Genomic DNA, 13,006 nt, shown 5'->3' on the forward strand with positions numbered 1-13,006 from the left:
ATTCATCCAAACAGTTTCTGCAGCCAATTACCGTCGTCTTCCTCACGTTGTTCCGGAGGCTGACGGCGACGATAGCGGTTCTCCTGCATGATATCGCTATCGCAGGACGAAAGCCCATCCGGCACCTCGCCACGCACGAACGGCACCTGCGCGGTACGGCTGCAATCGCGGCTGCTGTTATAGGAATCGCCGCCACGCTCCGGATCGAAGCGCATGCGCAGCGGGATTTCCACCACGCCCTCGGGCGGCACGTTCATGATGCCGCGCGGCTCCAGGTCAGCCATGATGCGCGACCAGACCTGCAAGGCGCCGGTCGCGCCGGTCAGCTGAGCCGGCTTGTTGTCGTCGCGGCCGACCCAGACCACGGCCAGACGATTGGCCGAGAAACCGGCAAACCAACTGTCACGCAGGTCGTCGGTGGTGCCGGTCTTGCCCGCCACATTCAGCGAGTCGGGCAGCGTGTTGTACATCGACGCACCGGTGCCGAAGCGGGCCACCCGTTGCATGACCCAGTTGGTCAGATAGACCGGCGCCTCGTCGACGGCCCGCTTGATCTTGAGCGGATACCGGCTCAGCGGCTCGCCGTCGCGCGTGGTCACGTCACGAATAGCCAGCAGCGGCGTGTAATAACCGCCTGCGGCCAGCGTGTTGTAGACCTGTGCGACCTGCAACGGCGCCATGTCCACGGCCCCCAGCGCCAGCGACGGCACCGACAGCGGATCCCCGTTGTAGCCGAGCGACTTGAGGGTCTCGATGACGTTGGGAATGCCCACGTCGAGCGCCAGCCGCGAAGTGGCCAGGTTGTAGCTGTGCGTCAGCGCGTAGTGCAGCGGCACGGCGTTGCCGTGGGTCCGCTTGGAATAGTTCTGCGGCCGCCAGGTATCGCCATTGGCGAGCTTCACGGACAGCGCACTGTCGTCCAGCGGTGTGATCACGTTGTACTTCGACGGATCGGCAAGCGCGGTCAGATAAACCACCGGCTTCATCAGCGAACCGATCGGCCGGCGTGCGTCCAGCGCTCGGTTGAAGCCGGCGAAACCGGCATCGCGGCCACCGACGAGCGCGAGAATACGCCCGCCCTCCACGCTGGTGACCACCGCCGAGGCCTGCAGACTGTCGCGTTCGATACCGCGAGCGGCTTCGACCTGGTCGAGCCCCTTGGATACGCGGGCCTCGGTGGCGGCCTGCACGGTCGGGTCGAGGGTGGTGAACACCCGCAGGCCCTCTTCGGTGAGGTCCGCATCCTTGTACTGGCCCAGCAGCTGACGGCGTACCAGGTCGATGAATGCGGGGTACTGGCTCGTACTGCGCACCGACCGTGTGGTGACACCGAGGCCGGCCTTCTTGGCCTCGCGCCAGCTTTCTTCTTCCAAGAAGCCGGCGGAATGAAACATATCCAGCACGAGGTCACGCCGGCGCTTGGCGCGCTCGGGATGACGACGCGGGCTGTAATAGCTCGGCCCCTTGACCATCGCCACCAGCAGCGCGATTTCCTGCGGCTGCAGTTCCTCGAGCGGTTTCTGGAAGTAGAAGTAGCTCGCCAGGCCGAATCCGTGGATCGCGCGCCCGCCGTCCTGGCCGAGATAGACCTCGTTGAGATACGCCTCGAGGATTTCAGGCTTCGAGTAGTGCGCGTCCAGCAGGATCGCCATCAGCGCTTCCTTGGCCTTGCGCACCAAGGTCTGCTGGTTGTTGAGGTAGAAGTTCTTGACCAGCTGCTGGGTGATGGTCGAGCCACCCTGCACTACGCCACCCGCGCGCATGTTGGCCCAGGCCGCGCGCATGATCGACTTGGGCGATACGCCCCAGTGGTTCATGAAGTCACGATCCTCGACCGTGATCAGGCCTGCCGGCAGCATCGGCGGCACATCGCCGAGCTTGACCAGAATGCGGTCCTCGCCCTGCTTGGGGTAAATGCTGCCGATCATCAACGGATCGAGGCGGATCAGCGCAATATCGCCCTTGTCGTCGATCGCGCCCAGCGAGCTGACGCCCGTGTTGTCGAAGCCGAGCCGGATCTGGCGCGCGGCCTGATCGCCGTCCCAGAAGGAAAACGGCCGGGTATGGATATCCAGACGCCCGCCGCTGCTGCGATACGTACCCGCGCGCGACAGGCTGGAGCTTGAACGATAACCCTGTCGATCCAGCCGCGAGGTAATCTCGCTGCGCGACAGGTCAAGCCCGGTATATATCTCCAGTGGGCTGGCATACACCTTGGCCGGCAACGTCCAGCGCGTGCCCTCGAACTGGGCGCGCACAGCGCCATCGAGATACACCATGTACCCGGCAACAGCCACGGCCGCTAGGCAACCGAGCATGAAAACGTAAGGCAGCAGGCGCCGGAAGAAACCGGGCCGCTGGTTTGCGCGTTTCTTCGCGCTGGTACGACGTTGGGGTGATCGCGTCGATCGCTTTTTCTGGGCCAAGTCAGCTATCCGCGCCAAACAGGGTCGCCGATAGTATCAAAGCCGCCGCATGATTTTGCCTCACGCGGCGGCTCTGTCGGCGTACGGGCTGCGCTGTAGAGCGTCTCAGTCGGCCTCGCGGCGCCGGCGCGATCCCTTGGAGACTTCCTCTTCCATGGCTTCGAGGCCAATATGGCGCACGTCCTTGCCTTCGACGAAATACACCACGTACTCGCCGATGTTGGTCGAGTGATCGCCGATGCGTTCCAGCGCCTTCACCGCCCAGAGCACGTCCAGCATATGCCGGATGGTGCGCGGGTCTTCCATCATGTACGTGATGCACTGGCGCACCACGCCCTCGTATTCACGATCGACCTCGGTGTCAGCCTGGGCCACCCGCACCGCGGCCTCCGAATCCAGGCGCGCGAAGGCGTCCAGGGCATCACGCAGCATCTCGCGCACATGACGGCCGAGCATCTCGATCTGGCGGAACGCGCTCTTGGGCCGATCGTAGCTGGCCAGATGCGTGGCCATGCGCCCGATCTTCTCGGCTTCGTCGCCGATGCGCTCGAGATCGGTGATCGTCTTGGCAATCGCGATCACCAGACGCAGATCACCCGCCTGCGGCGCACGCCGCGCGAGGATGCGAGTGCATTCCTCGTCGATCTCCAGCTCCATGCGGTTGACCTCGTGGTCGCCGCGCACGACGTCCTCACCAAGGCCGCCCTCGCCCGTGATCAGTGCACGTACGGCGTCCGCGATCTGCTGTTCGACCAGGCCGCCCATGGCGAGCACCAGCTCACGCACGTCCTCGAGATCGGCGTCGAACTGCTTCGAGGTGTGCTTTTCCAGACCTACCTTTTCCATGAATCTTTCCTCAGCCGTAACGGCCGGTGATGTAGTCCTCGGTCTTCTTCTCTCGCGGATGCGTGAACAGCGAATCCGTGTCCGAGAACTCGATGATATTGCCGAGATGGAAAAACGCCGTATAACCGGCCACGCGCGCTGCCTGCTGCAGGTTATGCGTGACGATCACGATGGTGTAATTCTCTTTAAGTTCGTCGATGAGCTGCTCGACGGTCGCCGTGGCCACCGGATCGAGCGCGCTGCAGGGCTCGTCCATGAGCAGCACCGACGGGCTCACCGCGATGGCGCGGGCGATGCACAGACGCTGCTGCTGGCCACCCGAAAGCGACAGACCCGGCGAGGACAGCCGGTCCTTGACCTCTTCCCACAGGCCGGCACGCCGAAGCGAGCGCTCGACCAGATCGTCCATATCCGTGCGCTTTCGGATCTGACCGAGAATCTTGGGCGCGTAGGCGATGTTCTCGTAGATCGACTTCGGGAACGGATTCGGCTTCTGGAACACCATGCCGATATGCGAACGCAGCTCGACCACGTCGACCTCGGGGGCGTAGATGTTCTGCTCGTCGAGCACGACCTCGCCTTCGATACGCACGCCGGGCACCAGATCGTTCATGCGGTTCAGGCAGCGCAGGAACGTGGACTTGCCACAGCCGGACGGGCCGATCAGCGCGGTGACCTCGTTCTCGTAGACGTCCATCGACACGCCGTGCAGCGCCTGCTTCTCGCCGTACCAGACGGCCAGATCGCCAATGCTCATCTTCGTGCTCTGGTTCACTCGCGGGCGCTCCATGGTGGGCACACGCACCACCTGGGTCGTGTCACCGGTCAAGTCTCGAGTACGCATCCTAAATCTCCGCCCTGGAAAAGGGAAAATGTTTCAAATCGTTAACGTTCACTCGGGGCCTACCAGCGACGCTCGAAACGGTTTCGCAGAATCACGGCCGTTGCGTTCAGGGTGATCAGCAACGACAGCAGCACGAGAATGCCGGCGGCGGTAAGACTGACGTATGCCCGTTCGGGCATGCCCGCCCAGGTGAAGATCTGGGCCGGCAGGACGGTAGCCGCCTCGGTCATGCTCGTGGGTGCGTCCGGAATATAGGCAATCATGCCGATGAGCAGCAGCGGCGCGGTTTCACCCATGGCCTGGGCCACGCCGATGATCGTGCCGGTGAGAATGCCGGGCAACGACAGCGGCAGCACATGATCACGAATCGCCTGCCAGCGCGACGCACCAACGGCCTGTGCGCCCTGGCGAATGTTCTGCGGCACGGCTCGCAGCGCGGCGCGTGTGCTGATGATGATCACCGGCAGCGTCATCAACGACAGCGTCAGACCGCCTGCCAGCGCAGACGAACGCGGGACCCCGAAGAAGTTGATGAAGATCGCCAGACCCAGCAGACCGAACAGGATCGATGGCACTGCCGCGAGATTGTTGATGTTGATCTCGACGGCCTGAGTAAAGCGATTGTCCGGCGCGAACTCTTCCAGGTAGATCGCCGTCGCGACACCGATCGGAAAACTCACCGCGAGCACAACCAGCATCACGTAGAACGTGCCTACGAACGCCGACCAAAGCCCGGCATTCGAGGGGATCTTCGAGTCGCCGGAGAAGAACAGCCCCTTGTTGAAGCCGTAGCCAACGTTGCCCTCGGATGTCAGCCGCTCGAGTGCAGACAGCATTTCCGGTTCGAGACGGTCGGTGTAGCCCTTGCGGTACTGATCCACGTCTGCGTTGGCGGTCAGCCATACGCTCTGGGTCGTGCCCATGAGATCCGGATTGTTCTCCACGCGTCGCGGGATGGCACGAAAGAACGCTCGCGACACCAATGGCGCAATGCTTTCGTCGACCGCTTCACTCGTGAATTTGACCGTGTCTTCGTTATAGGTGACCTCGGCTCGGATCTGCGTCTGCACAAACGCCGAGTGGCCCTGGCGAATCATGTCGGCGAAGAACAGTACGAGGAAGGCCATGGCCAGCAGCAGCGCGCCGACACAGTAGGCCTTGAAGCGCCGCTCGGCGCGATATCGCTTCTTGAGCTGGCGCGAAGGCGTCAGGCTTATCCCTTGGCTCATGTCGATTATTTCCTTTCGAGTCCGGGCGTAGCTATTCGTAGGACTGGCGGAACTTGCGGATCACGATGATCGAAATCAGGTTCAGCGTCAGGGTGACCACGAACAGCACCAGGCCGAGTGCAAAGGCGGCCAGTGTCTCGGGGCTGTCGAAGGACTGATCGCCCGTGAGCGCATCAACGATGCGCACGGTCACGGTGGTCATGTCCTCGAGCGGGTTCCAGGTCAGGTTCGGCCGCAGGCCGGCCGCCATGACCACGATCATCGTTTCACCCAACGCGCGCGAGATACCCAGCAATGCGGCGGCCATGATGCCGGGGAATGCGGCCGGCAACACGATCTGCTTGATCGTCTCCGACTTGGTCGCGCCGAGCGCGTAGGCACCCTCGCGCAGGCTGTTGGGGATGGCGTTGATCACGTCATCCGACAGCGAGGAGATGAAGGGAATGATCATGATCCCCATCACCAGGCCGGGCGCGAGCGCGTTGGTATACGACGCGTTGAGGCCGAAGTAATTGGCGAAATCGACGACCAGCGGGCTGACCGTGATGGCGGCGAAGAAGCCGTAGACCACGGTCGGGATGCCGGCCAGGATCTCGAGCATCGGCTTGGCCAGGGTACGCACGCGATAACTGGCGTACTCCGACATGTAGATCGCGGCGAACAGGCCGACCGGAATGGCCACCGTCATCGCGATGGCCGTGATCATGAACGTGCCGGCAAACAGCGGCACCGAGCCGAATTGCGAGTCGGCCACGTCCTGACCAGGGCGAAAGCTCGCGACCGGGCTCCAGTTGGTGCCGGTCACGAAGTCCCAGACGCTGACCTGATTGAAGAACTTCAGCGCCTCGAAAAGAATGGAGATGATGATGCCGAACGTGGTCAGGATCGACACCAGCGACGCTGCAAACAGCGTCCAGTAGACAAACTTCTCGATTGCATTGCGCGCACGCAGGCTGGGTTCCACCCGCCGCAGCGCCATCGCAAAACCAATCGCGGCAGCGAACAGTGCAAAAGAGAGCACGAACGGAGCTGCGGGCACGCGCACCCCAACAAGAACCGCACAGGCGGCGACGATGCCGATCGCCAGTGCCGGCAACGCCATCCAGGTTGCGACGTAAACGCCGTACTGCCCCGGCAGCGAGTGCATGCGCGCACCGCGGGCGTCGGAGAGCAGCGCCTTGCGACGGCCGAGCACGAAGGCGATAGCCGCCATCGGCACGAGGCCACCGAAGAAAACGAGCAGGGTCTGGCTGGTATCCAAAGCGCGTTCCTATCGAAAAGATATCGGGCGACGGGTCGCCATGATACGAAAGATGAAGCCGGGACGGGGATGATCCCCGTCCCGGCTTGCATTTGCAGGCGTGCTTAGCCTTTCAGATCAGAAGCCTTCAGCTTCGCGCGGGATTCCCACTCGCTACGCTCTGACTTGAGACGATCTTCCGGCAGCGGAATCAGGCCCAAGTTTTTCAGGTAGCCACGATCGCTGGCCATCTGCTCGGACAGGAACATGTCGACATAGTCCTTCATGCCCTCGACCTTCTCGACGTGCGCGTTCTTGGTGTAGAAGAACAGCGAACGCGAGACCGGGTACTCACCCGAGGAGATCAGGTCACGCTCGGGCTCGACGCCGTCGACCTTGGCGCCCTGAAGCGTGTCGCGATTCTCTTCAAGATAGGAGAAACCGAACACGCCGAAAGCGTCCTTGTTCTGGGCGAGCTTCTTGACGATCAGGTTATCGTTCTCGCCGGAAGGCACGTACTTTCCGTCCTGGCGGATCTTCGTATAGGCCTCACCATAGCCATCGATGTTCTCGGAGCCATGCTCCAGAACCAGTTCTTCGAAGGCGTCACGCGTGCCCGACGAGGTCGGCGGACCGTATACCAGGATCTCGCGATCCGGCAGCGACGAATCGATATCGCTCCACTTGTTGTAGGGGTTGTCGACGAGCTTGCCGTCCTTCGGAACCTTCGCAGCAACGGCCAGCGTAATCTGCTCGCGGCTCAGGTCGATGGCGTCGTCCTGCTTGCTCTGTGCGACCACGATGCCGTCGAAGCCGACCACGTTCTCGGTGATGTCGGTGACGCCATTGTCCTGGCACATCTTGAACTCGGACGGCTTCATGCGACGCGAGGCGTTAGTGATGTCCGGCGTTTTGTCGCCCACACCACCACAGAACAGCTTCATGCCACCGCCGGAACCCGTGGATTCCACCACCGGCGTACGAATGTCGGTGGTTGCGCCCAGCTCTTCGGCCACATAGGACGAGAACGGATAGACCGTCGACGAACCGACGATACGAATCTGCTCGGCAGCCTGTGCCGTGCCAGCCGTAGCCAGCACGCCGGCGGCCACGACCGCAGCGCCCAGCGAATGTTGCAAACGAACTTTCATCAATGTCTCCCGGATGAAAAATATCAGACCAGCATCGCTGGCCTGCGGTGAGTGTGGGAGCTGACTTTGAACAGCGTATTGCTGTTTCATGACAGCTTTGTGACAGGCCTGTAACTTGCTGACTAAACGACGTTATTCGAGCGTGAGTCGGTATAGCGTTGTCGACCCGCTGATCTCGTTACCCACGACCAGCAGCGGCGTGCCTTCGATCGGGCTATCCGCAGCGGCTACGAAGACAATGCTCTCGGGCCCGAGATCACCCGCCATGCCTGCTTCCGGGTCGGCCTCAAGGTCACGATTGTTGAGATAGGTCACGAACTGCGGCGCGGCGACGTCAACGATCTCGTAGACGAGCACGCCGCCCATGCGTTCGAGGCCGATAAACACGAACGCGCGCCCGTCCACTTCGCCGTAGGCGATCGCTTCGGGTTCCGGGCCCTTGTTATCGGAGCGCGAGTCGCCGTCGTTCTCGGTGTTGTCGTTGTTGAAGTCGTCGCCGTAGCGCTCGCCGGTGATGCGTTCGAAATCATCGCCGGAGTCATAGACGAGCGCCGCATCGTCGGCGCGACGAATGGAGAACGAGCGCGCGCCGAAGGCATACAGAGCCTCGTAGGCGTCGTCTGCGGCGCCGTCACCGAGCGTGCTGGTGATCTTCAGGTCGCCCAGCTGCTCTTCGGTCTGCAGCGCCGAGGCGTTCGGGAAAGCCTCGGCATCGAGCACGACCTCGGACACGTCCACCTCTTCGCTGAAAGCGTCATAGTCGCGCGCGTCACCTTCGTTGGCGGTGAGCAGATACGTCACCCCGTCGCGTACGAACGAGGCGATCGTGTCCGGCTGGTACATGCCCAGCACCGGCACGGTGCGTACGTTGAAACCGTCCGAATTGCTGGGGTCGATACCCTGCCCCGCGACGCTGTGGTCCTTGTAGCCCAGCGGCAGCACATCGGTGATCTCCAGAGCATCGAGATCAACCACCGCAATGGCATTGTTCTCTTGCAGGCTGACATAAGCCCGCGTGCCATCCGCATTGACCGTGATGTATTCGGGTTCGAAATCCTGAGCTGCGGTCGCGCCGGGGCCGAAGATACGTACGCCGGCGTCGCGCAAGGCATCGGCCTGGCTGTTGAAGGCAGTGAAATCGAGCGTGGTGACGGTCGGCGCGTTGAAGCCGGCACTGACGTTTACAACGCTGATTGAGCCTTCCGGGTCGTCGTCATAATCGTCATTCGGCTCACCCTCGTTGGCGACCAGCGCCCGCTGGCCGTCCGGCGTGAAGATGACCATATCGGGCAATGCGCCGACGGTGGCTTCGCCCAATTTCTCCAGCCCGGTGCCGGAATAGAACACGACCTTGCCCGGTGCCTGGGCATCCTCGGCCTCGATGGCGACTGCCACCGTGCCCTGGTACACCGCAACGCTGTTCGCGGCGGCGCCTTCGGTGGTGGCGTCGATCTGACCCAGTAACTGGATATTGGCTGGGTCGGCGATATCCAGCACGTCGACCGTCTTGGCATCCGAATTGACCACGAAAAGCCGCTGGAGGCTGGCATCGTGGGCGACGATTTCGGCGGCGCCTTCGTCAAAGGCGAATGGGTCGACCTGATAGCGACCCGCCTGCTGGATATGCAGGGCGGCCTGCGAACCGCTGTTGCCGTCGTTCGCGCTGTCGTTGTCATCATCACTGCATGCGGCCAGACCCAGCACGCTCGCAGCAATCAAACTGCCGATCATTAGATTCTTCATGAAAACCCTCGTACCAAAAAAAGACCCCGGCCGAGGCCGGGGTCACGATTGGGGGAGCAATCCGTCTTCTTCTTCTCAGGGGCGCTGTTACAGGACCTGCTGGAACTGCAGGAACAGCGTGTTCTGATCACCACCGATGTTGGACGGCGTTTCGACCTGGCCGTTGGCATCGTTCGTGTAAAGCACGTCACGACCCATTTCGTAGGTCAGCTGGATCTTGGCGTTGTGCTTGTTGAAGAAGTAGTTCAGACCGGCGGAATAACGCTTGTCCATATCGTCGTAGTTCTCGCCATTGGCGAAGAACCCGTCATCCGGATCGAGCGCGGAGAAACCGGCAACGAACTCGAGCTTGCTCGGCACGATCATGTAACCCGCCTTCACGAGGTAGGTCGAGAACTGGGCGTCGCCGTCTTCGTTGACCACACCCGTGGCCGCGTCGGCACCGTCGATGGTGTCGGCGTCGAAGTACTGCACACCGGCATCCATCGAGAAGTAGCCCGAACGGAAGGCCGCGTCCACGCCGTAGCCGTTGACGCTGTCGAACTGGTTCTGGATGTCGCCTTCGCTGATATCGTCGTCGTTGGCCCAGGTGAAGGCGTTCAGGCCGAGACCGAACTTGGTGTCTTCACCGAAAGCGCCCTGGGCAAGCTTGAACGCGCCCATCGGGGTGATGTCGATACGACCTGCCACCATGTTGCCGAAGTACTCGGCGTCGGAGCTCACGCGGGATTCAAAATCGATCTTGGAGAAGCTCGGGTCGATACCGGCCTGGTAGGCACCGATGGAGCCCTGGACCATGTCGTTGTCGTTGAGGTTGTAGGTTACGCCCATCTGGCGATCCGGCACGCCGAAGTTGTTGTCACCGACCACCGTGCGCTCGACGAACTGCTGACGCTTGGAAGAAGTCAGCAACTCACGCGAGAACGGCACTTTGGCGTTACCGACCGTGATGTTGCCCATCGGCAGGCCGGAATAGTTGATGAAGGCGTCCTTGACTTCCGGATCGTCGGACGTGTCGCCGAAATCGACCTGCCAGATACCGTAGATGTTCTCGGTAACGGTGCCTTCGATATAGAAGCGCATGCGGCGCAGGAAAAAGTCGTCGCCGGAATCGCTGCCGTCGGCGCCTTCGTTGTCGCCGTCGACAAGCCGATACTGCGGCTGCAGCCGACCACCGATCTCGAGGGACTTGTCCCCCTCTTCATATAGCGTGATGCCGGCAGATGCGAACATCGGCATCGCCGTCATCGCCACACCTGCAAGCACGCCCCCGGCGCGCAATTGAAAACGGTTCATCAGTAGTGTCTCCCTGTAAATGTCTCGGCTTGGTCAGCCGCGGAAGAAACTACCGGAGCGATATGACAGCTATGTAACCGTAATATGACGCTTCCATGACAGCCCGAACGCGCTCATGCCGCGCTTGGCAAATGTCAGGCCGCGCGACGGTCCAGCGCGCGTTGGGCCGGGAATCGACAGGTGAACGTCGAGCCTTCGCCGGGCGTGCTGGCAATGTCGAGCTCCCCTTCGTGATGTTCCAGGCAGTGCTTGACGATAGCCAGCCCCAGCCCGGTACCGCCGCTGCTCGACTTGCGCCCGGGATCCACCCGATAGAAGCGCTCCGTCAGGCGGGGAATATGCTCTGCTTCGATACCGGGACCGGTATCTGCGACCGCAAAACACGCCGCGTCGTCTTCACGCCACCAGCGCACATGAATGCTGCCCTCGTCGGGCGTATAGCGCACCGCATTGGACAGCAGATTGGAGAACACGCTCTCCAGTTCGCCCGGACGTCCGAAAAGACCCAGCTCGGCTTCCGTATCGATCGTGATCTGCTGCGTCGCGCCCGCCGTGGTGCGCCGCATATCCTCGACCAACGAACCGATCATGGTGGGGACATCCACATGTTCTTGGCGCTGCTGCAGCCCCTCACCTTCGAGACGCGCGAGCTTGAGCAGGCTTTCGATAATCCGGTTCATGCGCCGCGACTGCTCACCCATCTCGCGGATCGGCGCGTGCCAGCTTTCGAGCGCGCCGGCCTCGACGGCCTCTTCCTCCATCATCTCCAGGTACCCACGCAACACGGTCAGCGGCGTGCGCAGTTCATGTGAGGCGTTGGCAACGAAGTCGCGGCGTGTGTGTTCGAGGCGTTTCTGTTCGCTGATATCTCGAGCGATCATCAAACGCTGGTTATTGCCGTAGGGAATGAGCCGCAAAAGAACGGTGTCGTCCTCATTCACCGGCGAAGGAATCTCGAGCTCGCCGATCTCCGTATCGCTGGCGAGATAACCCGACACCTTCGGGTGGCGCAACAGATTGGCCAATCGCTGGCCCAGGTCTTGCGGGCTACGCAGCGCGATTAGCGCGCCGGCGGCATCGTTGAACCAGACGATACGGCCTTGGGAGTCGAGCACCACGGCGCCGTCCGGCAAGGCTGCAGTCGACGCCTGGAATTCATGGACGATGCTCTTCAGGCGCTTCTTGCGCTTGCGATTGCGCTGCTTGAGGCGATAAAGCTCGGTGTAGATTTCCTGCCAGGCGCCGAACCCGTCCGAGGGTTCGATGCGATCCGAAAGCAGCCAGCGGTGAAGCTGGTAGGCGTAGATCAGCTGCATGCCCAGATAGGCACACACCCCGAGCAAGAGAGCCACGAGGACATAGCCCACCGTGAGCCCGAGCACCGCGCACAGCGCCAGCCACAGCACGATGATCATGCACTCGCGTCGCCATACCCGCACCGCGCTGACAGACGGCATGCCGCTCATGGCGCAATCACCGCACTGGGGAGGCGGCTAAACCGCCTTGCTCGAAAAACGATAGCCGCTGCCTCGCACGGTCTGTATGAAATGATCGAAACCGAACGGCGCGAGGGCCTTGCGCAGCCGACGGATATGCACGTCCACCGTACGTTCCTCGACGAACACATTCTGGCCCCAGACGCGGTCGAGCATCTGCTCGCGCGAGTAGACGCGCTCCGGATTGCTCATGAAAAAACGCAGCAACCGATACTCGGTCGGCCCAAGCTTGACCGGCGCGTCGCCGGCCGCCACGCGCTGGCTGGCAGCATCGAGCGTGAGACCGTCCAGCTCCAGCGTTTCGTCCTCGCCGCCCGGCAGGCTGCGCCGCAGCACCGCACGCACGCGCGCGACCAGTTCGGAGGAGGAAAACGGCTTGGTGACATAGTCGTCCGCGCCGAGGTTGAGCCCGCGTACCCGGTCGTCGGCATCCACCCGCGCAGTCACCATGATGATGGCGAGATCAGCGGTGAGCTCGTCGCGGCGCAGTTCGCGTGCGAACTCGGCGCCGGAGACACCCGGCAGCATCCAGTCCAGCAGCACCAGGTCGGGCCGGCGCTCGGCGATTGCGAGCCGCGCCTCCTGGGCATCCTCGGCCTCGCTTACGGTGAAATCCGAGCGCTCGAGCGCGAACCGAATCATGTCGCGAATCGGCCCTTCGTCCTCGACGATCAGAACATGCTTGTGCTGCATTACGTTGGGTCTCATGGGGACTATGACGCCGTAACGCTAGGC

10 protein-coding genes are annotated in these 13,006 nt (G+C 62.2%); all 10 read right to left on the bottom strand.

What is annotated here, in order from left to right; all coding sequences use genetic code 11:
- Nucleotides 1–2: 2 nt before the first annotated feature.
- A complete protein-coding gene (gene mrcB, locus SADO_RS00280) occupies nucleotides 3–2,318 on the bottom strand; it encodes a penicillin-binding protein 1B (RefSeq protein ID WP_353110033.1) in 2,316 nt (771 codons plus the stop codon).
- A 213-nt stretch (nucleotides 2,319–2,531) separates the two neighbouring features.
- Complete coding sequence (gene phoU / locus SADO_RS00285; RefSeq protein WP_353108276.1) at nucleotides 2,532–3,272, bottom strand: phosphate signaling complex protein PhoU; 741 nt, start codon at nucleotides 3,270–3,272, stop codon at nucleotides 2,532–2,534.
- A gap of 10 nt (nucleotides 3,273–3,282) precedes the next feature.
- Complete coding sequence (gene pstB, locus SADO_RS00290) at nucleotides 3,283–4,062, bottom strand: phosphate ABC transporter ATP-binding protein PstB (protein WP_353110035.1); 780 nt, start codon at nucleotides 4,060–4,062, stop codon at nucleotides 3,283–3,285.
- A 113-nt stretch (nucleotides 4,063–4,175) separates the two neighbouring features.
- Nucleotides 4,176–5,345, bottom strand: coding sequence for a phosphate ABC transporter permease PstA (pstA, locus tag SADO_RS00295; protein ID WP_353108277.1), 1,170 nt, complete (start codon nucleotides 5,343–5,345; stop codon nucleotides 4,176–4,178).
- Between the two features lie 31 nt (nucleotides 5,346–5,376).
- Nucleotides 5,377–6,606 (bottom strand): phosphate ABC transporter permease subunit PstC, encoded by a 1,230-nt coding sequence (gene pstC, locus SADO_RS00300; protein ID WP_353108279.1) that lies wholly within the window; start codon nucleotides 6,604–6,606, stop codon nucleotides 5,377–5,379.
- Nucleotides 6,607–6,710: 104 nt separating this feature from the next.
- Nucleotides 6,711–7,736 carry a PstS family phosphate ABC transporter substrate-binding protein gene (locus SADO_RS00305; protein ID WP_353108280.1) on the bottom strand — a complete coding sequence of 342 codons (1,026 nt, stop codon included), beginning with the start codon at nucleotides 7,734–7,736 and terminating at the stop codon, nucleotides 6,711–6,713.
- 132 nt (nucleotides 7,737–7,868) lie between these two features.
- The gene (locus SADO_RS00310; RefSeq protein ID WP_353108281.1) at nucleotides 7,869–9,479 is read right to left on the bottom strand and encodes a choice-of-anchor I family protein; all 1,611 of its coding nucleotides are present in this window, start codon (nucleotides 9,477–9,479) and stop codon (nucleotides 7,869–7,871) included.
- 87 nt (nucleotides 9,480–9,566) lie between these two features.
- Complete coding sequence (locus tag SADO_RS00315; RefSeq protein WP_353108283.1) at nucleotides 9,567–10,775, bottom strand: porin; 1,209 nt, start codon at nucleotides 10,773–10,775, stop codon at nucleotides 9,567–9,569.
- A 134-nt stretch (nucleotides 10,776–10,909) separates the two neighbouring features.
- Nucleotides 10,910–12,232, bottom strand: coding sequence for a phosphate regulon sensor histidine kinase PhoR (gene phoR / locus SADO_RS00320; protein ID WP_353108285.1), 1,323 nt, complete (start codon nucleotides 12,230–12,232; stop codon nucleotides 10,910–10,912).
- Between the two features lie 36 nt (nucleotides 12,233–12,268).
- Nucleotides 12,269–12,964 (bottom strand): phosphate regulon transcriptional regulator PhoB, encoded by a 696-nt coding sequence (gene phoB / locus SADO_RS00325; RefSeq protein WP_353110036.1) that lies wholly within the window; start codon nucleotides 12,962–12,964, stop codon nucleotides 12,269–12,271.
- Nucleotides 12,965–13,006: the final 42 nt, after the last annotated feature.

Source organism: Salinisphaera dokdonensis CL-ES53 (genome assembly GCF_040361215.1).
Taxonomy (GTDB): Bacteria; Pseudomonadota; Gammaproteobacteria; order Nevskiales; family Salinisphaeraceae; genus Salinisphaera; species Salinisphaera dokdonensis.

Bases quoted from the DNA above. Each gene is read 5' to 3' on its own strand.
- mrcB (WP_353110033.1), bottom strand. From the start codon at position 2,318: ATGCTCGGTTGCCTAGCGGCCGTGGCTGTTGCCGGGTACATGGTGTAT.
- phoU (WP_353108276.1), bottom strand. From the start codon at position 3,272: ATGGAAAAGGTAGGTCTGGAAAAGCACACCTCGAAGCAGTTCGACGCC.
- pstB (WP_353110035.1), bottom strand. From the start codon at position 4,062: ATGGAGCGCCCGCGAGTGAACCAGAGCACGAAGATGAGCATTGGCGAT.
- pstA (WP_353108277.1), bottom strand. From the start codon at position 5,345: ATGAGCCAAGGGATAAGCCTGACGCCTTCGCGCCAGCTCAAGAAGCGA.
- SADO_RS00305 (WP_353108280.1), bottom strand. From the start codon at position 7,736: ATGAAAGTTCGTTTGCAACATTCGCTGGGCGCTGCGGTCGTGGCCGCC.
- SADO_RS00310 (WP_353108281.1), bottom strand. From the start codon at position 9,479: ATGAAGAATCTAATGATCGGCAGTTTGATTGCTGCGAGCGTGCTGGGT.
- SADO_RS00315 (WP_353108283.1), bottom strand. From the start codon at position 10,775: ATGAACCGTTTTCAATTGCGCGCCGGGGGCGTGCTTGCAGGTGTGGCG.
- phoR (WP_353108285.1), bottom strand. From the start codon at position 12,232: ATGCCGTCTGTCAGCGCGGTGCGGGTATGGCGACGCGAGTGCATGATC.
- phoB (WP_353110036.1), bottom strand. From the start codon at position 12,964: ATGCAGCACAAGCATGTTCTGATCGTCGAGGACGAAGGGCCGATTCGC.